At 36.6% G+C, this 24,795-nt stretch carries 21 protein-coding genes and 1 tRNA gene; 12 read left to right on the plus strand and 10 right to left on the minus strand.

Annotated elements, in window-relative coordinates; translation table 11 throughout:
* Nucleotides 1-3: 3 nt before the first annotated feature.
* The 3 genes from EL165_RS18070 to EL165_RS18080 form a co-directional block, all read right to left on the minus strand.
* Entirely contained in the window at nt 4-324 is a 321-nt protein-coding gene (locus EL165_RS18070; RefSeq protein WP_002983076.1) for a hypothetical protein, read from the minus strand.
* 344 nt (nt 325-668) lie between these two features.
* Nucleotides 669-740: transfer RNA gene (locus EL165_RS18075), tRNA-Glu, on the minus strand.
* A gap of 58 nt (nt 741-798) precedes the next feature.
* Complete coding sequence (locus EL165_RS18080) at nt 799-2,085, minus strand: N-acetylmuramoyl-L-alanine amidase family protein (RefSeq protein ID WP_002983078.1); 1,287 nt, start codon at nt 2,083-2,085, stop codon at nt 799-801.
* Nucleotides 2,086-2,138: 53 nt separating this feature from the next.
* Here EL165_RS18080 and EL165_RS18085 point away from each other — a divergent pair, with 53 nt between their 5' ends.
* From EL165_RS18085 to EL165_RS18095, 3 genes are all read left to right on the plus strand, one after another.
* Entirely contained in the window at nt 2,139-4,724 is a 2,586-nt protein-coding gene (locus EL165_RS18085) for a putative LPS assembly protein LptD (RefSeq protein ID WP_002983081.1), read from the plus strand.
* Nucleotides 4,725-4,869: 145 nt separating this feature from the next.
* Entirely contained in the window at nt 4,870-5,250 is a 381-nt protein-coding gene (locus EL165_RS18090) for a RidA family protein (RefSeq protein WP_041461978.1), read from the plus strand.
* Nucleotides 5,250-5,699, plus strand: coding sequence for a hypothetical protein (locus EL165_RS18095; RefSeq protein ID WP_002983085.1), 450 nt, complete (start codon nt 5,250-5,252; stop codon nt 5,697-5,699). The genes EL165_RS18090 and EL165_RS18095 overlap by 1 nt, the downstream gene beginning before the upstream one ends.
* Before the next feature lie 76 nt (nt 5,700-5,775).
* On the opposite strand, the gene EL165_RS18100 is transcribed toward EL165_RS18095, so the two are convergent.
* Complete coding sequence (locus tag EL165_RS18100; RefSeq protein ID WP_002983088.1) at nt 5,776-7,305, minus strand: trypsin-like peptidase domain-containing protein; 1,530 nt, start codon at nt 7,303-7,305, stop codon at nt 5,776-5,778.
* Between the two features lie 341 nt (nt 7,306-7,646).
* Between EL165_RS18100 and trhO the strand changes: the two genes are divergently transcribed.
* A complete protein-coding gene (trhO, locus tag EL165_RS18105; RefSeq protein ID WP_002983092.1) occupies nt 7,647-9,008 on the plus strand; it encodes an oxygen-dependent tRNA uridine(34) hydroxylase TrhO in 1,362 nt (453 codons plus the stop codon).
* 50 nt (nt 9,009-9,058) lie between these two features.
* Nucleotides 9,059-9,634 carry a 5-formyltetrahydrofolate cyclo-ligase gene (locus EL165_RS18110; protein WP_002983095.1) on the plus strand — a complete coding sequence of 192 codons (576 nt, stop codon included), beginning with the start codon at nt 9,059-9,061 and terminating at the stop codon, nt 9,632-9,634.
* Here EL165_RS18110 and EL165_RS18115 read toward each other — a convergent pair.
* Together EL165_RS18115 and EL165_RS18120 are read right to left on the minus strand one after the other, a co-directional pair.
* Entirely contained in the window at nt 9,583-10,164 is a 582-nt protein-coding gene (locus EL165_RS18115) for a hypothetical protein (protein WP_002983097.1), read from the minus strand. The genes EL165_RS18110 and EL165_RS18115 overlap by 52 nt on opposite strands.
* Nucleotides 10,148-11,329, minus strand: coding sequence for a hypothetical protein (locus tag EL165_RS18120; protein WP_002983099.1), 1,182 nt, complete (start codon nt 11,327-11,329; stop codon nt 10,148-10,150). Before EL165_RS18120 ends, EL165_RS18115 begins: the two co-directional genes overlap by 17 nt.
* A 183-nt stretch (nt 11,330-11,512) precedes the next feature.
* Between EL165_RS18120 and EL165_RS18125 the strand changes: the two genes are divergently transcribed.
* On the plus strand, nt 11,513-11,854 hold the full coding sequence (locus EL165_RS18125) for a hypothetical protein (protein WP_002983101.1): 342 nt from the start codon (nt 11,513-11,515) through the stop codon (nt 11,852-11,854).
* 131 nt (nt 11,855-11,985) lie between these two features.
* On the opposite strand, the gene EL165_RS18130 is transcribed toward EL165_RS18125, so the two are convergent.
* The 3 genes from EL165_RS18130 to EL165_RS18140 form a co-directional block, all read right to left on the minus strand.
* Nucleotides 11,986-12,753 (minus strand): TrmH family RNA methyltransferase, encoded by a 768-nt coding sequence (locus tag EL165_RS18130; protein WP_002983104.1) that lies wholly within the window; start codon nt 12,751-12,753, stop codon nt 11,986-11,988.
* 80 nt (nt 12,754-12,833) lie between these two features.
* On the minus strand, nt 12,834-13,088 hold the full coding sequence (locus EL165_RS18135) for a hypothetical protein (protein ID WP_002983105.1): 255 nt from the start codon (nt 13,086-13,088) through the stop codon (nt 12,834-12,836).
* Nucleotides 13,089-13,093: 5 nt separating this feature from the next.
* Complete coding sequence (locus EL165_RS18140) at nt 13,094-14,599, minus strand: DNA recombination protein RmuC (RefSeq protein ID WP_041461979.1); 1,506 nt, start codon at nt 14,597-14,599, stop codon at nt 13,094-13,096.
* Nucleotides 14,600-14,783: 184 nt separating this feature from the next.
* Between EL165_RS18140 and EL165_RS18145 the strand changes: the two genes are divergently transcribed.
* From EL165_RS18145 to EL165_RS18165, 5 genes are all read left to right on the plus strand, one after another.
* Nucleotides 14,784-15,458, plus strand: coding sequence for a response regulator transcription factor (locus tag EL165_RS18145; protein WP_002983110.1), 675 nt, complete (start codon nt 14,784-14,786; stop codon nt 15,456-15,458).
* Nucleotides 15,459-15,460: 2 nt separating this feature from the next.
* A complete protein-coding gene (locus EL165_RS18150) occupies nt 15,461-16,822 on the plus strand; it encodes a HAMP domain-containing sensor histidine kinase (RefSeq protein WP_002983114.1) in 1,362 nt (453 codons plus the stop codon).
* A gap of 246 nt (nt 16,823-17,068) precedes the next feature.
* Nucleotides 17,069-18,343 carry a TolC family protein gene (locus tag EL165_RS18155; RefSeq protein ID WP_050791169.1) on the plus strand — a complete coding sequence of 425 codons (1,275 nt, stop codon included), beginning with the start codon at nt 17,069-17,071 and terminating at the stop codon, nt 18,341-18,343.
* Between the two features lie 3 nt (nt 18,344-18,346).
* Nucleotides 18,347-19,462 (plus strand): efflux RND transporter periplasmic adaptor subunit, encoded by a 1,116-nt coding sequence (locus EL165_RS18160; protein ID WP_002983120.1) that lies wholly within the window; start codon nt 18,347-18,349, stop codon nt 19,460-19,462.
* Nucleotides 19,462-22,560 (plus strand): efflux RND transporter permease subunit, encoded by a 3,099-nt coding sequence (locus EL165_RS18165; RefSeq protein WP_002983121.1) that lies wholly within the window; start codon nt 19,462-19,464, stop codon nt 22,558-22,560. Before EL165_RS18160 ends, EL165_RS18165 begins: the two co-directional genes overlap by 1 nt.
* Nucleotides 22,561-22,652: 92 nt before the next feature.
* Here the strand turns inward: EL165_RS18165 and EL165_RS18170 are convergent, their stop codons facing one another.
* Entirely contained in the window at nt 22,653-23,024 is a 372-nt protein-coding gene (locus EL165_RS18170) for a helix-turn-helix domain-containing protein (RefSeq protein ID WP_002983124.1), read from the minus strand.
* Between the two features lie 164 nt (nt 23,025-23,188).
* On the opposite strand from EL165_RS18170, the gene EL165_RS18175 reads away from it, so the two are divergent.
* Nucleotides 23,189-24,793, plus strand: coding sequence for a hypothetical protein (locus EL165_RS18175; protein ID WP_002983125.1), 1,605 nt, complete (start codon nt 23,189-23,191; stop codon nt 24,791-24,793).
* Nucleotides 24,794-24,795 lie beyond the last annotated feature (2 nt).

The following is a 24,795-nucleotide window of genomic DNA, read 5'->3' on the forward strand; positions in this document are numbered from 1 at the left end:
AAATTAATTTTCTTCTGATAGGTACTTTCTGAGTTTATTTATTGCCTGTTCTATTTTTAAATTTTCTTGTTCTTTTTCTAATTTTTTGATCGTATTTCCGAGCATGATCAGTGCATTGTTCCATTCTCCAGTAGTATTGGTGAAAGTAAGTCCGTCAATTGTTACTTCAAAAGCAACCCTTTCTCCAGTCCTGTAAAGTCTGAAACTGATTTTATCATCTTTGCCTGTAATCCCGTCTTCATTGATTTGTAAATCATAACTTTTTGGGTTAGAGTGGATTTTCTTAAAAAGCAATTTCGCTTCTTGTATTTTTAAATCCGGCATGATATAAAATTTGATAGCCTGTAGCAAACTACAAACAATGATTTATCAATATTATTTTTCATCAGTGTGACCATATTGTGTGACCAACTATGGCTAAAATTTTTGCAAATATAATGCTTTTGTTACATATAACATATATAGAATACCTTTTTCAGGCAAAAAGTAAATGTAGTTTTAATATGATTATAGTAATTTTCAGTATTGTTGTCTGCTATCATTTGACTGCAATATTTTAATTACAATCACGCCATCTGAAATGTATTTAGAAGATTTTAATGGGAAAATGAGAAAAAGCAGCCCATAAAAAAACCTTTAACTGCATAGCTAAAGGTTTTATATTTTCGTAGCCTATAGGGGAATCGAACCCCTGTTGCAAGAATGAAAATCTTGAGTCCTGACCACTAGACGAATAGGCCAAATTTTGAGGTTGCAAAAGTAATAATTAACTTTTTAACTTCAAAATTATTTCCGGATTTATTTGTAGACTTTTTGTATCACTGTATTTTTGATGCCTTTAGCCTCAAGCTCCTTCTGAAGCTTCACTGCATCTTCTAATGTGTACACTTTTCCATAGGTATAATAGAATACTCCATTGTCTTTTTCTCTTTCCACATCTTTCAGATTCTGAAGAATATAAGAATTACCATTCAGCTTATCTCCGGCATATACTTCTATTGTATAATAACCCATATTGATTCTCTGATTTGGCATAAATCCAACAGCAAAAGCATTTCTGAATCCTGCATCCTTGGCGGTCTTAAGATTAATATCTTTTACAGACGCCAGATTGGTCACAGCATAGTAATACTTATATTGTCCGTTTTCTTTAAGGGTAAGAATATAATTCAGACCTTTAAGTGCAGGATCATTTTCATTGTATTTCATAGGAGAGCTCATCAGAAGGATTCTGAAGTCATTTTTCAGGGGAACTTCTGCTGGTTTTTCAGGCTCAGGTTTTCTGACAGCAATAGAACCTCCGGATTTTCTGTCAATTGCTTTTTTATAGTCAATAACAGCATTGTAGATACTTTCTGCAATCTCAGTCTGTCCTTTGTCAGAAGCAATATAGTGACTTTCCTCAGGATGATTGATAAATCCTGTTTCTATCAGTACAGATGGCATCGCATTCATACGCAGAACGTGAAGGTTTTTCTGGAATACTCCTCTTGAAGATCTTTTGTCCTTATTTACAAAGTTATCTTCCACCAATCCTCCCAAAAGAAGACTTGATTCCAGATATTTACTCTGCTGAAGTTTCAAAGCAATCAGAGATTCCGGGGAATCAGGATTATAAGAACCAAAGATCTGCTTATCCTTTTCATCCAGGAAGATCACATCATTTTCCCTTTTGGCTACCTCCAGGTTTTCGTTATTCTGGTTGGGTCCCTGTACATAAGTTTCTGTACCATAAGCTGTAGGTCTCTGGGAAGAGTTACAGTGAATAGATATGAAAAGATCTGCTTTGCTCCTGTTGGCCAGGTTGGTCCTGTCGGAAAGAGATGGATACTCGTCTATTTTTCGGGTATAAATTACTTTGAAATCCTTGTTCTTTTCTAACATGGCACCCACTTTTAAGGTGATAGCAAGTGTAATGTCTTTTTCGGCAATTCTTCCGATATCGGAATAGGTCCTGTTGGCCCCGTGATCACTTCCTCCGTGTCCGGCATCTAAAACGATCGTAAACTTCTTCTGAGAGAAAATAAAGTTACTGGCAAGGATAAGGAGAAATGATAAAATTATTTTAAAATTTTGTTTGTGCATCTTACAGTTATAAAAATTATATTAATTTTGGGCCTTAATTATATAGTATAAAATTGGCCAAAACCGTCTTCAAAAATATATTACAAATTTTAATTATCCTAATTTTTAACAATTTTTTAGCACAGAAAACTCCTGAAAAATTGCCTAAAAATGCGGTTAATGATACTATTTCCAAAAAGGATACCATAGTTGTAAAAAAGGAAGCTTTAAATGATGTTCTTCGTACAAAAGCAGACGATCAGAGGAGAGATGTTCCGAAAAAAATGACATTCCTGAATAAAAATGCGCAGGTAAAATACCAGGATATGCAGATTGATGCAGATTATATCTCTATTGATGATAACAAAAACCTGATCTACGCCAGAGGAAAACAGGACTCATTGGGAAAGATTATTGAACCTGTCATTACAACACAGGCCGGAAAAAAATACGAAACCAACGAGTTCAGCTATAATACAAAAACGAAACAGGCTATCGCTTTCAATGCAAGAACAGAAGAAAGTGAAGGAGTAATTATAGCACAGAAAACAAAAAAATACAATGACTCCGTATTCGCGATGAGAAAAGCGGATTATACAACGGATGATTATTTTATCAAGAAAAAAGATACGGCAGCGGATTACTTTATGAGAGCTTATAATATTAAGCTGATTAAAACCAAAACAAAATCCCAGATCGTAACAGGGCCTATCCAGATGTTTATTGAGCAGGTTCCTACACCCCTTTATCTTCCGTTTGCCATTTTACCATTCTCTGATAAAAGAGCTGCAGGTATTCTGATCCCGAGTTTCGGGGAAAGGGAAGATGTAGGTTTCTTCCTGAACGGGATAGGATATTATCAGCCTATCGGGGAACACTTTGACCTTAAAGTTTTAGCAGACATTTATACCAAAGGAAGCTGGAACCTGCGTCCTCAGGTGAATTACCAGAAGAAATACCGTTACTCAGGAAACTTTACGGCAGATATTGGTACCATGGTAAGAGGAATTAAAGGTCTGGATGATTATACCAAAAACAGTACATACAGAATCAACTGGACCCACTCTCAGGATTCTAAAGCCAATCCTTTCCTTACATTCAGTGCTTCTGTGGATATTGTAAGTACCAAGTTCTATAATAACCCGCTTAACAACAATTACATTTTCAACCAGAATGTACTGAATACCCAGCAGAACTCTACGGTAACCCTTACCAAAAGATTTCTGAAGCTTCCGATGACTATTACAGGAACAGCTTCTTATTCTCAGAACTTTGCAACGGGATTGGCAGACCTTCGTCTTCCACAGATGAACGTAGCGATCAATCAGTTCTATCTGTTTAAATCAAGAACAGGGATCAGACAGGGACTTCTTGAAAATATCACGGTAAATACCGGATTTAACCTTACCAATTTCGTAAATACTCAGGAAAATGAGCTGTTTAAAAAAGAAATGTGGGATAAAATGCAGACCGGACTTAAAAATAATATCGCATTGGCAACCAATACAACGGTGGCTAAATACTTTACATTCAGCTTAAGTGCCAATATTGACAATGCTCTGACTACAAAAACACTGAACAGGTATTATGATCCTGTAAAAAATGTAACTGTTGATGAGATTCAGAAAAATTTTAGCGGATACTCTACATTCTCTACTTCAGCCAGTCTTCAGACTACATTGTACGGAATGCTGAAGTTTAAAAAAGGTTCAGCGGTGGAAGCTGTAAGACACATGATGACTCCAAGTGTAAGCTTCACATATTCTCCGGATTTCTCAAGTCCTAATTTCGGATACTATAGAAACTATTATAATGCTACAGGAGCATTGACGCCTTATTCTATCTTTGAAAAAGGGATTATCGGAAGTCCGTCAAGCGGAATGCAGGGAGCTTTAGGTTTCAATATTGGTAACAATATCGAGATGAAAATAAAGTCTAAGAGCGATTCTACAGGAGTGAAGAAAATCAAAATCTTTGAATCCTTAAACCTTGCGGGAAGCTATAATTTCGCAGCTAAAGACCACCCTTGGTCTGTATTTTCAATCAACGGGCAGTCTTCTTTTTTCAATAATAAATTAACGGTTAATACCAGTCTTGCACTTGAACCTTATAAGATTGATTTCTTACCAGGACAGGACACAGGAATAAGAACAGAGCAGTTCGGGCACTTCAGTGTACAGGGATTCAACGTTCAGTTATCTTATCCTTTAAGCAGTGAGATTTTTGGAGAAAAAACAGATTATGCCAAAAAGTATTCTTCTAAGGGAGAGGTCCGAAATGAAAATTATTATTTTGATGATGATCATTATGCACATTTTGATCAGGCATGGACTTTAAATATCAGCGCCAATTACGCATATTCTAAAGGACTGAGCAGATTTGGTAATAAAATTGCATCCCTAGGATTAGATGGCAGCATCAAGCTGACGCCTTACTGGAATATTAACGGAAGTACCCATTATGATATGGTGACCAAAGAATTGGCATATACAAGAATTGGTTTTTCAAGAGATCAGCGAAGTTTTACAATCAATTTCAACTGGGTTCCGTTCGGACAGTATAAAGTATACGACTTCTTTATCGGCATCAAAGCCAATATCTTAAGTGATGCACTGAAGTACAAAGACAGAAGCTTTACCCAGCCTAATGCGCCTTTCTAATATCAGATTGGCATTTGTGAATATAAATTTTATATTTGCAACCAAAAGAATTTCTGATGCAGCCACTGCCGGCAGATTCGAATACCGAAGAATTTAAAAGGCAGTGACAGTCTATGAATTTAGAAAAAAAATTAAATATCCACATATGAAACAAGTAATCAACACAGTTAATGCACCTGCAGCTATCGGGCCTTATTCACAAGCTAATATGGCAAACGGGGTTTTGTATATCTCCGGACAGATTCCTGTGGACCCTGCAACTGGAAAATTGGTTGAAGGAATTGAAAAAGAAACGCACCAGGTAATGAAAAACCTTGAAGCGATCCTTACTGAAGCCGGCATGACTTTCAAAAACGTTGTAAAAGCTACAATCTTCTTAAAGAATATGGATGATTTCGCTGTAATGAATGATATCTATGCTTCTTACCTGGACTCTGAAAGCTATCCTGCCCGTGAAACAGTACAGGTTTCATGCTTGCCTAAAAATGTGGATATCGAAATTTCTATGATTGCACATCAGGATTAATGAACTTTATAAGAAATACAATTGCGGTTCTGATAGGCCTTGGTATTGCAGGGCTTATAATCACTCTTGGTATAAGGGCTTTTCCGCAATGGGTAACTTTTGAGGCTTTTGCTCCGTTTGAGCACTGGCAGAGGTTTCTTTTCAGCATGAAAGACGATAAGGCATTCTTCGGCTTCCTTTTGTTTATTTCCGGACTGGGAACTACAATAGGAGGAGTTGCGACTGCAATCATCGTTAAATATGCTAAAGTAGCCTATGCTATTCTGATCGGTTTTATTATGCTCTTTATCGCAATGCTGGATGTAATTATTTTTCCTTATCATCCTACATTTTATAAAATTTCTATTTTCCTTACATTCTTTCCTTTTTCCTGGATCGGGGGTAAGATTGTAGAAGTAATCTACGAGCGCAATAAGAAGAAAAGAATTGCTGAAAAAATGAATAAGTAATAAATAAGTAAATAAAAAACGCTGCAGATTTCTGCAGCGTTTTTTGTTGATATGAAAAACTAATTTAGTTTCTTAATTAAGGCATTTTAAACCCTCTCTGATAATTTCTTCCGTAGTCGTCCATATATTTTATTTGTGCGGTTCCGGAGAACTTATTTAATAAACTTTCTACGTCTTTCTGAGAGTTTATAGGCTTACCATTGATTTCTGTAATGATATAACCGTCTACAATTCCTGCTTTGGCCATTTCTCCTCCCTCTATGACATTTTTGGCAACAACGCCGCTATTCAGGCCGTAATATGCTTTTGTTCTGTCATCAATGCTCTGGAACTCTGCTCCGATTTTTTCAGTTACGCTAAGATCTGCTTTTGTTCTTGTGGAAGTTCCTCCTTTTTGATCTCTAAGCGTCACATTCGTTGTTCCTTCTTTACCATTTCTCACATACGTCACCTGTACTTTATCACCCGGACGCTTGCTTCCGATAGACATAGAAAGATCTGCGAAATCAGTAATGTCATAGCTGTCTACTTTCGTAATAATATCTCCTTTTTTCAAACCTGCATCTTCAGCACCGCTGTTTTCACCAAATCCTGTAATATAGATTCCGGACCCTACTTTTAGGTTCGTTTTATATTGCTGATTGTATGAACTTACCAATTGATCATTTGAAAGATCCAGAGACTGAACTCCTAAGAATCCACGCTGTACAATACCGAATTTCTTGATATCCTCAACGATTTTTCTTGCCAGGTTGGAAGGAACTGCAAATCCGTATCCCTGGTAATATCCTGTAGTAGATTGAATTGCCGAGTTAATCCCGATAAGCTCTCCATTAGTATTCACCAAAGCACCTCCGGAGTTACCCGGGTTGATGGCTGCATCCGTCTGAATGAAACTTTCGATAGGGTTAGCCGCTTTTCCCTGGCTTCCTAAAATTCCGATACCTCTTCCTTTCGCAGAAACAATACCGGCCGTTACTGTAGAGTTTAACCCCAGCGGATTTCCTACTGCAAGCACCCATTGTCCTACATCAATATTGTCAGAGTTGGCAAAATTCAGATAAGGCAGACCTTTTTCTTCAATCTTTAGTAAAGAGATATCTGTGTTAGGGTCTGTACCTACCAAGGTAGCAATATATGATTTTTTGTTGCTTAATACGACTTCCAGCTTATTAGCTCCGGCCACAACGTGGTTATTTGAAATAATATAACCATCCGGCGAGATGATTACCCCTGAACCCATTCCTGATGGCATATTATCAGGAGCCTGCTGCTGCTTCTGTCTCTGCTGGCCTCTTCCCCCGAAAGGATCTCCGAAGAAAAAGTCAAACAAATCCTGCTCTGAAGCTCTGCTTGAAGTTCTGCTTTGATAATTTTTAATGGTAACTACAGCCGGAACGGTTGTTTTAGCTGCTTTTACAAAGTCATCACCTACAGCTGCCGTATTCATTCCTGCGAACGACGTGTTTGGTGCGGCTGTTGTGAAATAAGATTGATCTCCATTGTTGGAACCAGGTCCGAAATATTGTAAAGCTCCAACGGTAGTAGCTCCGGAAATTACCCCAACTACTGCAAATGGTAATAGTTTTTTTAAAGTACTCTTCATTGTATATCTTTCTTGTTTATTAATTAATTTCTTTTTTATGTTTTTGAGTAAACAAATTTAATGTTAAATAAGTAAGCAATTAGTATGCTATGTTTCAATTTTAACTAAAATTTAACGGCTATTATATCATTTTGTGTCTTAAATCATAATTGTTAATGTCACAGTTAACAAAACTTAAAAAAAAATTAAGGAAAATATGTCAGACTTTCTCAAGATAAGGTATTATTTAATATTCATTGCTTATCACTTATTGAATATAGCTGTGATTCTTATCATCAATCAATTTAATTCTAAATGATTATCTTTGCAAAAATTTTATTCTCACTTAAAACGTTTATAGCATGCAACTGTATAACACCTTAAGCGCAGAAGAAAGAGCTAAACTTATTGATGAAGCCGGTAAAGACCGCCTTACTTTGTCTTTCTATGCGTATGCCAAAATTGAAGATCCCAAAAAATTTCGCGACGAATTATTTATAGCCTGGAATGCACTGGATGCACTTGGCCGTATTTATGTTGCTACTGAAGGAATTAATGCTCAGATGAGTGTTCCTGCAGATCAGTTTGAGGCTTTTCGTGATACGCTGGAAGCTTATGACTTCATGAAAGGAATCCGCTTGAATGTAGCGGTAGATCAGGACAATTATTCTTTTTTAAAATTAACCATAAAAGTCAGAAACAAAATTGTTGCTGACGGTCTGAATGACGAAACTTTTGATGTTACCAATAAAGGTATTCATCTTAAAGCTAAGGAGTTCAATAATATGCTGGAAGATCCTAATACGATTGTAGTAGACTTCAGAAACCATTACGAGAGTGAAGTGGGGCACTTTGAAGGAGCCATTACGCCGGATGTGGAAAACTTCAGGGAAAGTCTACCGATTATTAATGAACAACTGCAGGATTTTAAAGAAGATAAAAACCTGTTGATGTATTGTACCGGTGGTATCCGTTGTGAAAAAGCCAGTGCTTACTTCAAACATCAGGGCTTCAAAAATGTTTATCAGCTGGAAGGTGGAATCATTGAATACACGCGACAGATAAAAGAAGAAGGTATCAAAAGTAAGTTCATTGGTAAAAACTTTGTATTTGACCACCGTTTGGGAGAAAGAATTACAGATGATATTATCGCACAGTGCCACCAGTGTGGTAAGCCTTGTGATAATCATACGAACTGTGCTAATGACGCTTGCCATTTGTTATTTATCCAATGTGAAGAATGTAAAGCTGCCATGGAAAACTGCTGTTCTACAGAATGCCTGGATACCATACATTTGCCTTGGGATGAGCAGGTAAAACTGAGAAAAGGACTGCAGGTTGGCAATAAAGTATTCAGAAAAGGAAAATCGGATGCTTTGAAGTTTAAAAAATCAGGTGACTTACCGGACAAGCCTCTGGCAAAAGCTGAAACAAAAAATATCCGTCAGAAAATTGCTGTTAAAAAAGAGCTGATCGGAAAAGCGGAACATTACTATTCAAAATCAAAAATTGCACAGTTCTTAATTGAAAACAAAGACCTGTCAGTAGGAGATAGAATATTGATTTCAGGTCCTACAACGGGAGAGCAGGAAATTACTGTTAATCAGATCTACGCCAACGGAGGTCCTTGTGAAACTGCAAAACCGGGAGATCAGGTTACTTTCGAGCTTCCGTTCAGAGTTCGTCTGTCTGATAAACTGTATAGAATTTTGGAGAACGCATAATCCAAAGCCTGTCTTGTAACAATTATTTCAGTTAAAACAACTTGATAATTATGCTGAAAGCTGAGCTTAGAAAAAAATATACCCAAAAAAGAAAAGCCTTGTCTGATGATGAGGCTTTCTTGTTATCGCAGAAGATTTTTGAAAACTTTATTAAGTATTTCAAGCCGAAAGAGAGGGAAAAAGTACACATTTTCATCCCGATTCCGGCTAGAAAGGAAATTGATACCCAAATCTTCATAAAGTTTTTTTTAGAGCGAAATATCAGGGTTTATGTTCCTAAGATTGTTGCTGATAAACTGATTAATATAGAAATCTTCGAGGATACTGTTTATGAAACCAATAGTTGGGGCATTACAGAACCTGTTTCCAATGAAGATTCCGGTGAAAATTACTTTCATTACGTCATTACACCCTTACTGTATTGTGACAGAAATGGAAATCGGGTAGGATATGGAAAAGGATTTTATGATGGTCTGTTTCAAAGTATTTCTCCTGAGACAAAAAAAATCGGAATCAATTATTTTGATCCCGATGAATATGTGGATGATGTCTGGGAAAATGATATTCCCCTTGACTATTTGGTTACTCCTACAGAAGTGCTGTCTTTCTTAAGCGGTTTGGAATAAAAATCTAAAAAGTAGAATTTAAATTCTTTCTTCAGTTTTGAAGTAGACAATAAGATGTATTGTGCATTCTTTTCAAAGCTTCCCAGAGACTTGTTTTTATTATCGAAGTATTCTACATTGAATTTAGCATAATCCAATGTGTCTTTTTTATAAAATTCTTTATAAACATTCAGGTTGCTCACCTTTGCTGTTTTCACTTTCATACTGTCCAGTTCTTTCAGCAGCCTTTTAAAAGTAAGGGAATCAGGCTTGTGGAAGTAGCTTTCCATCTGGGAATAGATCAGCGTGTCTATTTCTGTATTTCTGTTTCCACTCAGGTAAAGAGTCGACAGGTCGAGAAGCTCCTGGACTTTTTGTTTAGTGATGGAGTTAATGGCCTGCATACTGTCCATCTGTACGGCAGGATAACTTTTTTCATTGTTGCTGTTTCGTAGTTTATCGAGGTCGCTTACCTCTGAAGTCTTATTATTGCAGGCAATAAATAAAGTCAGAAGCACGGAGAAAATTAAAAAATTATTTATTCTTTTCATCTGTGGTAGCAATTTTAAATTTGATGGATACAATCTTACCTTTGTTATCCTTTTTCATTTCTATTACATTCAGGTTTTTCAGTGAGGTCGTTGGAGTGGTTACAAGAGTGATATATTTCTGTTTATCCAGTCTTTCTATTCCATAAGTATCGTTATCGTACACCTGATAGATTACCGCATTGCTGCTAATCAGATTCTCAAGCTGACTTCTTTTCTGCTTGATAAGAGCAACTTGTTCATCAGGATTTCCCCCCTTGATATCTTTTATAGAGAAATAATAGACAGCCATCTTATAATCATCTGGCTTTAATTCTATTTTTTCTTCTTCGGGAGCATTTTCAAGGTTTCTGTTTACTTCCAGAGGCTCGTAGAAAGGAGCGCTGATCCGCATTTTTAAATTTTTATCCTTCGTAGAATAGTAAAAACACTCGCCCGGCTTTATTTTATACATCAGTGGAGATTCATTTTCTTTCACTACCATTATCTCTAAAGTATTGATCACAGAAACTCCCCTGTCTTTATCAATGAAACAATATTTATATGTTTTCGAAAAAAGTACATCTTTAAAACCTAAAATACCGGTAATGGTAATCAAAACTGAGGTAACAAGTGCCCAGGCATTCTTTTTAAAGAAATTTTTCTTTGGCGGAACAGATGAAATTTCAACTTCATTTGTTGTAATGTTATTTTGTTTAACTATTTGATTTTCAGTAATTGATTTTTGTAAATCAGCGTTTTCCGGGGTACTGATTTCGATTTTTTTAGGCTGAATTTCAGTTTTTGGAAGTTCAGGAGCTTCAGAAACCGTTTTCTCCAGTTCTTCGATTTCTTCTTCGTCAGGATTTTCATTTTCCTGCAATAATTCGCCGGCAAAAAGATGCTGTTTTTTGAATTCATACCAGGAGTCGTAACCCGCATAAATACTCAGTAAATTGAGCATATCTATTCTTGGTAATTTGGTAACCGGCGAAGTTTTAAAATAAGTATAAAATGACTTTTCACTGATGTTACCTTTTGCTTTTTTTCGCAGGTCTTCCTGAAAATATATAATATCTATACCCTTCCACTTGGAAATATCATCGTGGGAAGGGGTATATTCTTTTAAGTATTGACTCTGAACTTCCTTTTTCAGTTGCTCAAAGTGTAATAGATCTAAATCTGTCAATTTTTCAAAAAATAATTAAATTGTTGATTATCAGCTATGTTTTTTTGTAAAACGATTTTACAAAGGTATTACAATTATTTTTCATAGACAAACTTTCTAACTGCTCTACCTTTGTCTTGTTCAAATAACAGAACAGAAGAAAATTTTATAAAACAATATTAACAAAATTAAATTTAATTTATTATGAAAAAGTCATTATTCGTAGCTGCTATCGCTGCAATCTCTCTAGTTGCTTGTAAAAAAACTGAAGCTACTTCTACTGAAGGTAATGCTGATTCTGCTGCTGCTAACGTAGCTGATTCTGCTGCTGTAGTTTCTGATTCTGCTGCTAAAGTTGTTGATTCTGCTGCAACTACTGCTGTAGAAGCTACTAAAGATGCTGCTGCTGCTACAACTGCTGCTGGTGCTGAAGTTGCTAAAGATGCTGCTAAAGGAGCTGGAGAAGCTGCTAAAGGAGCTGCTGATGCTGCTAAAGGTGCTGCTGACGCTGCTAAAGATGCTGCAAAAGACGCTGCTAAGAAATAATTTTAGCATACGCTTAATAATAAAAGAACCGTTTCACCCAGTGAAGCGGTTTTTTTATGCTTAGTCATTGCCTGCCAAAGGCAGAAGCAATTTCATTTATAACAAAATTAAACAAGAATAGCCAAAGATAATTAGCCTTTCTTCTGTCTCAAAGATTCATAACAGGTAATCGCTACGGCATTGCTCAGATTCAAAGAATCAATACTTCCTGCCATAGGGATCAGGGTATTTTTTCCTTTTCCGATCCAGAAGTCACTTAATCCGGAATGTTCTGTACCGAATAACACAGCAGAGCGTTGTCTGAAATCTCTCTTATAAAGATCTTCAGCACTTTCATCCATAAGCGTTGTATAGATATTGAAGCTGTTTTTTTGCAAAAATTCCAATGTCTCTTTATTTTCAGCCTGATACACTTCCATTCCGAAAAGGCATCCCACACTTGATCTGATGACATTGGGGTTATAGAAGTCCGTTTTTCCGTCAGCAACAATCAGTGCATCAATTCCAAATGCTTCGCAGCTTCTTAAAATTGCCCCAAGATTTCCTGGTTTTTCTACACCTTCAACAATAATAACGGTAGAATCTTTTTGGGGAGTAAAAGATGAAAGAGGAATTTCCTTTGTGTGGTAAACCCCGATAATTCCTTCTGAACTTCCTCTGTAAGCTATTTTCTCATATACTTTCTCGCTTACGTAATGAATTTTTCCATCGGGAACGGCTCCTTTGAAAATACTTTCACAGATAAAGAACTCCAGGGGTTCAAAATCATACTGAAGGGCTCTTTCATTTTCCTGCTGGCCTTCTACTACAAAAACTTTTGATTTTTTACGAAATCTGTTGTCAGTAAGGAGCTTAGTGACATTTTTTATTTTATCGTTCTGGAAACTTTCTATCAACATGCTGCAAAATTATGCAAAATTTATGATTGAACTTCCCTGTCTTTGATAAAAAGGTTTCCCAGTTAATTTTGAACAGAACTTTATTGGGAAATATGAGTTTGCTTAGCAGTTCTAATAAAAATAGTATTTCCTAAGATCATTGAAATACAGCAAGTTGCTGTAATAAGAAGAGGATTGGCCATCCATGCGATGCCTCCACCATTCATTTCTACCCATCCTAATAACAGACAAGTCAAGCCATCCAAATTATGAGGTTCCGTATATACTGCTGTAAAGGGAAGGGAAAGTATAAAAATAAAGATACTTATAATGATGATGGCAAATGGCTTTTTCATGGCACTTAGCTTTCTGATGGTTCAATAAGATTGCTGTTGTCAATGAGACTCTGCGGCAGGTCTTTTTTATTTTTAATTCCTAATGACTTCAGTTTTTGGGTCTGGATGACAAGGTTGTCATTTCCGGTATGAAGCTGTTTATAAGCCTCATTATAGACGTTCTTTGCCTGGTCAAGATTTCGTCCCACTTTTTCCAGATTGTCTACGAATCCTACGAATTTGTCATAGAGCTTGGCTCCGCGTTCGGCAATTTCCATAGAATTTCGGTTTTGATATTCCCGTTTCCAAAGATCGGCAATCAGCTTCAGGGAAGTGATCAGATTGCTTGGATTAAGAAGCAGGATTCTTCTTTCATAAGCATAATTCCAAAGATTCTGATCTGCCTGCATTGCTGCGATATAAGCAGGTTCGCTAGGAATAAACATCATCACGAAATCTAATGATTTTCCATAGTCATCATATGCTTTCTGACTTAGCTGGTTAATGTGGTTTTTTATGGATCCAAGGTGCTGGCTTAGCTTTATGGCATAAACATCGACATCGGTTTCATCTACCAATTCTGTGAAAGCTGTAAGAGAAACTTTAGAGTCAATAATCACGTTTCTTTCATCAGGATATTTTACAACAGCATCCGGACGCATTTTTTTTCCGGAGAATTCCGAGAATAAAGCATTATTATCTTCGTCACGTAATTCATGTTCCAGGAAATATTCCCTTCCTTTTACCAGCCCTGATTTTTCAAGAATACTTTCAAGGATCATTTCTCCCCAGTTTCCCTGGGTTTTACTTTCTCCTTTCAGAGCGCGGGTGAGTTTTTTGGCATCTTCAGAAATCTGCTGGTTCAGTTCTGCAAGCTCTTTTACTTTTTCCGCCAGAGAGAAACGTTCTTTGTTTTCCTTTTCATAAGCTTCATTGACTTTGTTCTTTAAATCAGCAATTTTCTCCTGAAAAGGCTCAAGGATATTTTTTAAGTTATTTTGATTTAAAGTAGTAAACTTTTCAGTTTTCTCTTCTAAAATTTTATTGGCCAGGTTTTCAAACTGGAGTTTAGACTCCTCCTGAATTTTGATGATTTCTTCTTTCTGGGTATCAAGAGACTTTTGAAGGCCTTCATTTTTTGCCAGAAGTTCAGAGTTTTTAGCAAAAAGCGTTTGTTTTTCAAGGATATGGGTTTCAATCTGTGAGATTTGTCTCTGATTGATTTGTTTTAATTCCTGAAACTGGATGTTTAAAGAAGAATATTCAGCAGAGATTTTAGAAAACTCATTTTTCAGATCATCCATTAAATCCTGCTGCAGCATATTGACTTCTTTTTCTTTACTGATGTTCTGCGTAAGTTCCTGAATTTTCAGGTTGGAGTTTTCAAGCTCAGACTGAGCTTTAATAGATAAGGCGTTCAGTGTATCATAAGAACTCCTTGATACTGTTGATGATTTCAGTGCAAAATACAGTATAATGGCTCCCAGTAAGCCGCCGGCAACAAAGCCAATAATTAAATATATCATCTCCATCTTCCAAAATTATGAAAAAAGGCTGGAAGCTGTATGGGCAAAATAATAGTTGTTTGTTCTACTATTTTAAATATTGATAAAATGTCTGAGAAGATTTACCAGAGCTCCATTACTTCTCTCTTCCGGCCTCCCGGCTTCCTTTCTGAATTAGAATACCTATATTTATGGGAAATTTCAGAGACTTATGAATATTTTGTTGGTAGAAGATGATCAAAGAATCAGCAATTTTCTGATAAAAGGCCTTTCTGAGGCCGGTTACAATATAACCCTTGCCGATTCAGGAGAAAAAGCACGTGAACTTCTTCATACCTATGATTTTGATATTATTTTAATGGATATCATGCTTCCCGGGCTGGACGGAATGCAGCTTACACAAATTATAAGATTTAAAGGAAATTATACTCCTATTTTGGTCTTGAGTGCCCTGAACAGTCCTGACGATAAGATTAAGATGCTGGATATGGGAGCAGATGATTATTTATCAAAGCCTTTTCATTTTGAAGAGCTGATATCAAGAATTAAAGCTTTAACCAGAAGAAATAAATTAAGCTATAAGAAGGAAGATCAATATTTATCATGCGGCAATATCACTATTGACACAGATCTTCATAAGGTGACGCAGAATGATAAAGAAATAGAATTTTCTCCCACTGAATACAAACTTTTTACTTTCCTGATGGAGAATAAAAATAAGGTGCTCAGCAGAACCCAGATTTTACATAATGTGTGGGGAATTGATTTTGATAATACAACAAATGTAGTGGATGTTTATATTTCCTACATCCGTAATAAGATTGACGAGACAGAACAGAAGATTATCCATACGGTGAAAGGAACCGGCTATTTGATTAAAGACTGATCATGACACTCAGAAACAGGTTTACCCTTATTTCAAGCCTTTCATTCGGCATTGTTTCTATCATCACATCTGCGGTGATATTCTTTGCCTATTATGACAGTACCAAAATTTTTTATTTTGAAAAACTTCGCAATACGGCTCTTATTTCTGCTATTTATTATCTCGAAAAAGACGAACTTCCGAAAGACCGCCATGCCCAGATCAAAAAGGAATATAATCATCTGATTCAGAATAACAGGGTAGCGGTGTATAATCAGAATAACGAGGTTACCTTTGGGCATAACCTTAATGATAAGAATATAAAACCTTCCCATTTACAGGCTGTCCGGAATAATAAAGGAATACAGTTTATGTCTGATAACCAATTTTACTATGGTATTTTTTATCCGGATAACCAGGGTGATTTTGTTGTTTTTGTAAAGTCTTCCAACGATTCATTTCAATCCCAGATATTAAGGCTTTCCATTATTATGCTTTCAGTGCTGGTCATTGGTTTGCTTGCGATTTATTTTCTGAGCCGGTATCTTTCTAAAGTGGTTTATAAACCTATTTCCAATGTTGTGGAACGCATCAATAAAGTGGATTATAATAATATTTCTACAGCAATTACTTCTACCAATACCAATGATGAAGTTGAAGATCTTATTAAATCCTACAATAAACTGCTGGGCAGAATTTCTGAAAATGTACTCTTACAGCAGAATTTTATCAACTACGTTTCTCATGAATTTAAAACTCCGTTAGCAGCTATCTCCGGGAATCTTGAAGTTTTTGCCCAAAAGGACCGTACACCGGAAGAATATAAAAAGGTAGCAAAAGAGTCTCTGGAAAATGTATATGAAATCGAAAATATTCTCAATAACCTTTTACTGATGTCAGGAATGACCAAACTTGAATCTTCACATCAATCAATGAGAGTAGATGAACTGGTCTGGAAAATCTATGAGAAATTAGAACCTAAAGCCAAAGAAAATCATTCCTCCATTAAAATTCAGCTTCAGGTAACGCAACCCGCTTTGCTTGAATTTCCCGGAAACGAAACGCTGCTGTATCTGGCTTTATATAATATTGTAGAAAATGCCATCAAGTATTCTTATGATAAACCTGTAATCATTACTCTGTCAGAAAAAAATGCTCAGCTGTATATTGAAGTAAGAGACGAAGGAAGAGGAATTCCGTCCGATGATCTGATGAAAATATCTGAAACATTTTACAGAGGGAAAAATGTAAATACGATTAAAGGAAGTGGAATTGGCTTATCGTTGTCAAAAAGTATTTTTGATCATCATCATATTGTCATGAAAATTGATTCTGCTGTCAATGTCGGAACAACTGTCCTTCTTAAATTTCCGGTTCACTCGTAATCGTGTTATTTGTGAAATTATTTGTGCTTTTCGTGTTTTAAAATTCAATAGGAGCGGGTTTTAACCCGCTTACAAAATGCATTCAAAATTCTTCGGCTTTAGCCAAAACATAACTCTTCAAACAAAATTCGCAGGAATAAAAATCATTCTAATCAAACTCTAATGTTGAACTAACCGAATTTTAATTTTCTTTAAAATTCCCTCTAATCTTAGACAAATAGCTTTGTGGTCTTAAAATATGAGACCTTGAAGAAGCTATTTTTTACCCTATTTTATATTCATTGTTTCAGTTTCTTTTCTGCACAGATTTCAGATACCCTGAAAATAAGCAGAAGGGAAGCTGAAACTATCTTTCTGGCAAAAAACCTTGATCTTATTGCTCAGAAGCTTGAGATTTCACAAGCCGAAGCAAGAGCAGTTCAGGCTAAATACTGGCCCAATCCCAAATTAAGTATCAGTGAAATCAATCTGTGGAGAACCTATGATATTGAAGAGCAGCCAAAACTGATTGGAAACTGGGGGCAAAACACGCAGGTTGCCGCTGAAATAGAGCAGGTGATTCAGACAGCAGGTAAAAGACGAAAAAATATTGAACTTCAGAAAATAGAAGTGGAAGGTGAAAAGTATGAACTGCAGGAGGTTCTGCGTGAGCTTAAGAAAATACTCAGAAATACAATCACTGAAATTCTTTACAATCAGGAACAGCAGAAAATCTATCAGGGCCAGATTGCTTCCATTGAGAAATTAACAAAATCCTATAATAATCAATTAAACCTTGGAAACATCAGTAAAGCTGAATATGTACGCTTAAAGGCTCAGGAAATTGAATTCAAAAAGAAACTTATTTCATTAAAACAGGAAATTGAAGATCAACAGGTGGAGTTAAAAGCTTTGCTGATGCTGCCATCACAATCTTATCTGATGATTTCAGATTCATTCTCTATGCCTGAAAAACAAATTTCAGAGCTCGAAGTAAATCAATGGATAGAAAAGGCTAAAGAAAACCGCCCGGATATCATGATCGCAAAAAATAAAGAGAGGCATGCCGCCAAAAACCTGGAAATTCAAAATGCTATGAAAACTCCCGATGTTGCTGTTTCTATCGAATACGACCGCGGAGGGAATATAATGAAAGATTTTATAGGACTAGGGGTTTCTATGGATCTGCCGATCTTCGACCGTAATAAAGGAAATATTCAGGAAGCTAAACTGGAAATTGAGAAAAACAAACTTGAAACCCGTAAAGCCATGCTGAAATCTGAGAATGAAATTGTCTCTGTTTTCAGAAACTATATCCGGACACAGCAGGTATCAGAAGAAATCGATGAAAATTATGAGTCTACACTGGACGGTTTGCTGGTAAGCCATGAAAAAAACTTCAGACTGAGGAATATCAGCATGCTGGAATATATGGATTTTCTGGATACCTACATCGGGAACAAAATGATCATCCTGGATACCAAAAAAGAACTTAATCAATACTACGAAAACCTGCAGTATGTTGTAGGACAAGATTTATAAGATATGAACAAAAATTTGACCAAGTACATTGCTGCGGCTTACCTTTCTTCCCTCATTATTTTTACAGGTTGTGCCGGTAAAGCAGAAAATAAGGAAGCCGAAAAAGGATATTGCATCAGCAAAGAGCTAAAGAAAGATATTAAACTGGCTAAGGCAGAAATGCTTCCCATAGAAGAAAGTATAACCCTTACCGGAGAAGTGGAAAGTAATTCTGATAAGACAGTGCCTTTTGTAAGCCTTGTGGACGGAGTGGTGATGGATACTTATTTTTCCCTTGGTGATTACGTGAAAAAGGGACAGACGCTGGCCAGTGTAAAAAGTACAGCTGTGAATGAAATGCAGGATGATACCCAGACTTTGCAGGCTCAGCTGGCAGTGGCAAAAAGAAAGCTGTCTTCTGTAGAAGCGATGTATAAAGATGATATTGCTTCTCAGAAAGATTTACAGGAAGCACGTTCGGAAGTTGCCATACTCCAATCTAATATTTCCAAGACACAGAAAAATATGCAGCTGTATTCAGCGGGAGGGAATACCATTCAGATCAAAGCCCCGGCTGACGGATATGTTATTTCAAAGAATATCTCCAAAGGAATGCCTGTTACCACGGGTGGAGATCAGCTTTTTACCATTTCAAACCTGGATAAGGTATGGGTAATGGCGAATGTCTATGCTACCAACATGAGGCATGTTTATGTAAATCAACCTGTAGTAGTAAAAACGCTTGCATATCCTGATGACAGTTTCTCCGGAAAGATTGATAATATTTCCCAGGTTTTCAATGAAAATGAAAGAGTACTCAAAGCGAAAATCATTATGGACAATAATGGAATGAAGCTGAGACCGGGGATGTCTGCAGATGTTGTACTGCCAATTAATTCACAAAACAAAAGCGCTCTGGCTATTCCTGCAAAGGCCCTGATCTTTGATAACAACCAAAGTTATGTAGTGGTTTACAAAAAAGACTGTGAGTTGGAAATAAGACCTGTTACCGAGATTGCTTCCAACAGCCGGTATATTTATGTAGAAGGAAATTTAAAACCAGGTGAAAATGTCATTGCTTCCAATGGGCTGCTGATCTATGAAAACCTGAAAAATCAATTAAACAATTCCAAGAAGTAATGCGAAAATTTGTACAGAATATAGTTTCCTTCTCTTTAAAAAACTCATTGATCGTTCTTTTGGGAACTTTTCTATTGCTGGCCGGAGGAATCTATTCCTATATACATACTCCCATTGAAGCATTTCCGGATGTTACCAATACGAGGGTAAGAGTCATTACCCAGTGGCCGGGAAGAAGTGCGGAAGAAATAGAAAAATTTGTCACCTTACCCATTTCAAAGGAAATGAATGCCATCCCGAACAAAACTTCGGTGCGTTCTATTTCCTTGTTTGGATTATCTGTGGTCACTGTGATTTTTGATGATCATGTCAATGATTTCTATGCACAGCAATATGCTTCCAATAAACTCGGGAATGTAGAGCTTCCTGCCGGAGCAGACTACAGTATTGAGCCTCCTTCCGGTGCAACCGGTGAAATTTACCGGTATATCATTAAAAGTATGCTTCCTATCAAAGAAGTTACCTCTATTCAGGATTGGGTGGTAGAAAGAGAATTGCTTGCCGTTCCTGGTGTTGCAGATGTTGTAAGTTTTGGTGGTGAAGAAAAAATATATGAAATAAAAATTAATCCTACAGAATTACATAATTATGACCTTTCCCCCCTGGATGTGTATGAAGCGGTTTCGAAGAGTAATATCAATGTAGGTGGAGATGTAGTGGCAAAAGGTGATCAGGCTTATGTAGTGCGGGGGATCGGTCTTTTGGAGAAAAAAGAAGATATTGAGAATATTCAGATTGAAGTAAAAGGTTCTACGCCTATTCTGGTGAAACATGTTGCCGAAGTAAAAGTTTCTGCAAAGCCTAGATTGGGACAGGTAGGGTATAACAAAGAAAATGATGTTGTAGAAGGAATTGTAATCATGCTTCGTGGAGAAAACCCGAGTGAAGTGATTGCAAGGCTGAAAGACAGAATTGAACAACTGAACGGGGGAGAACTTCCCGGTGACGTACAGATTGTTCCGATCATTGACCGTACAGAGCTTGTGAATACAACGGTTCATACCGTTTCCAAAAACCTTATTGAGGGAGTTATTCTGGTTTCCATCATTGTATTTATTTTCCTTTACAACTGGAGAACAACTTTCATTGTAGCATCAGTAATTCCGTTAGCTTTTCTGTTTGCTATTATTATGTTGAAAATTCAGGGATTGCCTGCCAACCTGATTTCCATGGGAGCACTGGATTTCGGATTACTTCTGGAAGGAACGCTTGTCATTGTAGAACACGTCTTTGTCGCCCTCGAGCACAAAGCGAAAAAGATAGGACTGCGGAGATTCAACAAAATTTCGAAGCTGGGAATTATCAAGAAAAGCGCTGGAAGTGTCGCAAGTTATATTTTCTTTGCCCTGCTGATCCTTATCGTTGCCCTGATGCCGATTTTCTCTTTCCAGAAGGTTGAAGGAAAAATGTTCTCTCCATTGGCATTTACATTGGGATATGCATTGTTAGGATCTTTGATCTTAAGTTTGACCTATGTTCCGGCAATGTGTAAACTGCTCCTGACTAAGAATATTGAAGAGAAAGAAAATTTTATTTCCAGATTTTTCAGAGTTAATATTTACAAGATTTACGAATTCAGTGACCGTCATAAAAAAGGCTTCATTATTGGTTTCGTTGCTTTGCTCGCAGTATGTGGATGGAGATTCTCCAATTACGGATCTGAATTTTTACCTAAACTAAACGAAGGTGCAATCTACGTAAGAGCTACCCTTCCAAACAGTGTTAATCTCGATGAGTCTGTACGATTGACGAAGGAGATGAAAGAGATTCTCATGAAGTATGATGAAGTAAAATTTGTTATGACCCAGACTGGCCGCCCGAATGATGGGACAGATCCTACAGGTTTTTTTAATATCGAATTTAATATTCAGCTGAAACCTGAAAATGAGTGGAAGAAAAAAATATCCAAAGAAGAACTTCTTGAAGAAATGAGAGTTTCTCTTGAGAAATATCCGGGTATTAATTTTGGATTCAGTCAGCCGATACAGGATAATGTGGAAGAATATGTAGCAGGGGTGAAAGCTCCGCTGGTTATTAAAATTTTTGGAAATGATCTTTTCGAGCTTGAAAACTATGCCAATAAAGTAGCCAATTCCATCAGAACCGTTCCGGGAATATCAGATGTAAACGTTTTCAAAAATATCGGACTTCCGGAATTAAGAATACAGCTTCATGATTCCAAAATGGCCAAATATGGAGTCTCTACAGCAGATGCACAGGCCGTAATCGAAATGACAATCGGAGGGCAGGCTGCTACGAAATTTTATGAAGAGGAAAGAATGTTTGATGTCATGCTCAGGTTTGAAAAACAATACCGGGACACCCCTGAAAAAATGGGGAATATTCTTATCCCGACTCAGGATAACAAAAAAGTTCCACTGAAGGAAATCGCCACTATTGATTATCATACCGGACCGTCATTTATTTACCGGGAAGGAAACAGCAGATATATCGGAGTTGGATTTAATATTGAAGGGCGTGATCTCGGAAGTACCATCAAAGAAGCAAAAGAAAAAGTAGAGAAAGAAGTGAAGCTTCCGAAAAATCATAAAATGACCTGGGCCGGAGAATTTGAAAGCAAAGAAAGAGCAGCAAAACAGCTGGCTATGGTAGTACCGATTTCTTTAGTTCTTATTCTGATGCTGTTGTATTTCAACTTCGGGAATATTAAAGATACCTTGATTTCTTCCATTACATTGGCATTTGCGTTTATCGGAGGGTTTTTATCCCTTTGGTTTACGGGAACCATCTTCGGAATTTCAGCAGGAATCGGGTTTATTATCCTTTTCGGAGTGGCAACAATAGATGGTATTGTCCTGATTGGAGTGATGAAAGAAAATCTCCAAAACAGACTTTCTCTCAAAGAATCCATTGCAGAAGGAGTGAAGAGTAGAATCCGCCCTGTGGTGATGATTGCTTTGATGGGTTCTATGGGACTTCTCCCTGCAGCGATGTCGAATGGGATGGGCTCGGAAATTCAGAAGCCTTTGGCCATCATGATTGTAGGAGGATTGATCATCTGTATGCTGCTTTCATTTACAATACTACCTATTATTTTTCATTATGCCTATCGCAAAAAGCATAAGGAAACAATATAGTTTCTTTTATTTTGTTCATTATGAGGCCGGGATCCGTGAGGAAGATCCCGGCCTTTTTTATTATAAACTCTTTGTTTTGTAATAAGATTGATTTATTTTTTTAGTAAGTTTTCTATAAGTTTGCTTTGAGCTTCCAGAAGCTTTGTAATCTGTTCCTGATTTTTTATGATACTTTGTAATAATTCAGGTGACTGAATATTAACAGTTGAGTCTTTAGGATAGACTATGTTAGAATTTTCAAAAGTATTATTTGAAATAATAACATTCCCTTCACTTTCAAATAAATCCTGTATTTCGATCTCAAAAACCTCAGCAATTTTTCCCAATTTATCCAAAGAAGGCTTTCCCTGATCTGATTCCCATTTATTATAAGCAGGTTGGGAAATATCTAATTTATAGGCTACTTCAGCCTGAGACCAATTATTACGTTGTCTTAATTGCTTCAATTTGGTTCCTAAACTCATTGGATGTTTTTTACAAATATAAAATATTTTAGAATGATAACTATAGGCTATTAAATTTATAACTGTAGGTTGTTGTGCAGTTTGAGATTAAATTTTAGTTTTGTGATAGTTCTCGTCGAAGTGAATAGATAAAATATTATATTTAACAATTAAAACTCAAATGAATGAAAAAAAGATTTATTATGGTGCTGCTATTGCTGGCAGTCTTCGGTTTTACTTTACAGTCTTGTAGAAATGACCTTCTTCCTGGTCATGATGAAACTTATGACAACAGCAATCAGTTTAAACTTTACTCAAAAATAATTACGCTGAATGAAAGCAAGCATAAATCCAAACTGATTTCTGAACTGCAAAAGGTAGAAATTGATTTAAAGAAAACCAAACAATTTTTTGTGGGAAAAACTATTGATTATGATAATTTTATAATAGATACTGATCATATTGTCTTTATGGAAAACGGTTCTCATTATCATACATATACTTTCCGGGTTATAAGAAATACTGAAGAGGGAAATGCTTCTGTAGAAAATTTGGTTTTTACTCCTTTATCAGATGGGACTTATAGAAAATTATTAATTACCTATAATTTTACTCCTCAGGAAAAGGAAATTCTAATGAACGGAGGATATGTTAATACTAAAGGAAAATCTACTGTCACAGAATTGGGGGTAGGCATATTGCCACAAACATTGGGTAAAGGGTCTACACAAAGCTGCGGGTACGTAACAGCGGAAGCTTATACTTGGTGTAGTGAAGGGGTGCATCACAATGGCGAAACTGATTGTACTGCAGATGAAAAATCACACATAATAACAGTTTTATTATATGTTTGTACCAGCGTAGATGATGGAAGCGGAAGTGGTGGAGGTGGAAGTAGTACCGGAGATGGAGGTGGTGGAGATGGTCCGCCGATTACCTGGGTGTGTCCTGATCCCAAAGTTTTAACAGGACCTCAACAACCAGGCTCAGATTTAGGTGATGAAAGTTGCTATGGGGTGCCTACTGAACCCAATGTAGGGGGAGGCTCTAATAATGGAGACCCTTGTGCTAAAGCAAGTATTCCTGTAAATATAGTAAATACTTTGTTACATGCGCCAACAATATCTACAGAGCTAAGCGCGCTGGAAAATCATGCTAAAAATGACCATTATGAATATGGAACTGCCATCATCAGTACGAGTACAACACCAATAGCACAAGATCCTTATTCAAGTAATGATCCTAATGATCCTGGCCATGTTTCAATCAGTATACCTTCTGTTGGTGATCTTCTTGCCATGGCACATACCCATCCAAGCCATGGGGCATCCCCTCCGTCTGCAAAAGATCTCTATGTAACGCTCCAATATGCTAAAGAAAGACCAACTTTTCAGGCATCATTTGTTTTTAGTAGTAATGGGACTAAATATGCTTTAGTAGTAACTGACAGAGCAAAAGCCGAGGCTTTTTTAGTTGCTTATCCTTTTTTAACTAATACAACCAATGAAGGAAGAATATTTAATAAAAATTATGCTGTTGGAAGTGATTTTAACACTATCTACAACTATTATATGCAAGGAAGTTTACCATCGTATTCGGGAAGCAGCCAAAATGATGGAATGGAATCAGCGTATGCGCAAATTTTGGAAAAATATGATGCAGGTATCAGTTTTGCAAAAACAGATGCTAATGGAAATTTGAAACCACTTAGATCAGTATCTTTTCAATATGAAATCCCAGCATCAGGTGGTAAAAAAATAACAGGCTATAGAGCAGAACCTTGTCCTTAACT

It is taken from the genome of Chryseobacterium gleum (assembly GCF_900636535.1).
Classification (GTDB): domain Bacteria; phylum Bacteroidota; class Bacteroidia; order Flavobacteriales; family Weeksellaceae; genus Chryseobacterium; species Chryseobacterium gleum.

What these genes read in the sequence shown, in the direction of transcription:
- EL165_RS18070 (WP_002983076.1), bottom strand. Translation starts at nt 324, where the DNA reads ATGCCGGATTTAAAAATACAAGAAGCGAAATTGCTTTTTAAGAAAATC.
- EL165_RS18080 (WP_002983078.1), bottom strand. Translation starts at nt 2,085, where the DNA reads ATGCACAAACAAAATTTTAAAATAATTTTATCATTTCTCCTTATCCTT.
- EL165_RS18090 (WP_041461978.1), top strand. Translation starts at nt 4,870, where the DNA reads ATGAAACAAGTAATCAACACAGTTAATGCACCTGCAGCTATCGGGCCT.
- EL165_RS18095 (WP_002983085.1), top strand. Translation starts at nt 5,250, where the DNA reads ATGAACTTTATAAGAAATACAATTGCGGTTCTGATAGGCCTTGGTATT.
- EL165_RS18100 (WP_002983088.1), bottom strand. Translation starts at nt 7,305, where the DNA reads ATGAAGAGTACTTTAAAAAAACTATTACCATTTGCAGTAGTTGGGGTA.
- trhO (WP_002983092.1), top strand. Translation starts at nt 7,647, where the DNA reads ATGCAACTGTATAACACCTTAAGCGCAGAAGAAAGAGCTAAACTTATT.
- EL165_RS18110 (WP_002983095.1), top strand. Translation starts at nt 9,059, where the DNA reads ATGCTGAAAGCTGAGCTTAGAAAAAAATATACCCAAAAAAGAAAAGCC.
- EL165_RS18115 (WP_002983097.1), bottom strand. Translation starts at nt 10,164, where the DNA reads ATGAAAAGAATAAATAATTTTTTAATTTTCTCCGTGCTTCTGACTTTA.
- EL165_RS18125 (WP_002983101.1), top strand. Translation starts at nt 11,513, where the DNA reads ATGAAAAAGTCATTATTCGTAGCTGCTATCGCTGCAATCTCTCTAGTT.
- EL165_RS18130 (WP_002983104.1), bottom strand. Translation starts at nt 12,753, where the DNA reads ATGTTGATAGAAAGTTTCCAGAACGATAAAATAAAAAATGTCACTAAG.
- EL165_RS18135 (WP_002983105.1), bottom strand. Translation starts at nt 13,088, where the DNA reads ATGAAAAAGCCATTTGCCATCATCATTATAAGTATCTTTATTTTTATA.
- EL165_RS18140 (WP_041461979.1), bottom strand. Translation starts at nt 14,599, where the DNA reads ATGGAGATGATATATTTAATTATTGGCTTTGTTGCCGGCGGCTTACTG.
- EL165_RS18145 (WP_002983110.1), top strand. Translation starts at nt 14,784, where the DNA reads ATGAATATTTTGTTGGTAGAAGATGATCAAAGAATCAGCAATTTTCTG.
- EL165_RS18150 (WP_002983114.1), top strand. Translation starts at nt 15,461, where the DNA reads ATGACACTCAGAAACAGGTTTACCCTTATTTCAAGCCTTTCATTCGGC.
- EL165_RS18160 (WP_002983120.1), top strand. Translation starts at nt 18,347, where the DNA reads ATGAACAAAAATTTGACCAAGTACATTGCTGCGGCTTACCTTTCTTCC.
- EL165_RS18165 (WP_002983121.1), top strand. Translation starts at nt 19,462, where the DNA reads ATGCGAAAATTTGTACAGAATATAGTTTCCTTCTCTTTAAAAAACTCA.
- EL165_RS18170 (WP_002983124.1), bottom strand. Translation starts at nt 23,024, where the DNA reads ATGAGTTTAGGAACCAAATTGAAGCAATTAAGACAACGTAATAATTGG.
- EL165_RS18175 (WP_002983125.1), top strand. Translation starts at nt 23,189, where the DNA reads ATGAAAAAAAGATTTATTATGGTGCTGCTATTGCTGGCAGTCTTCGGT.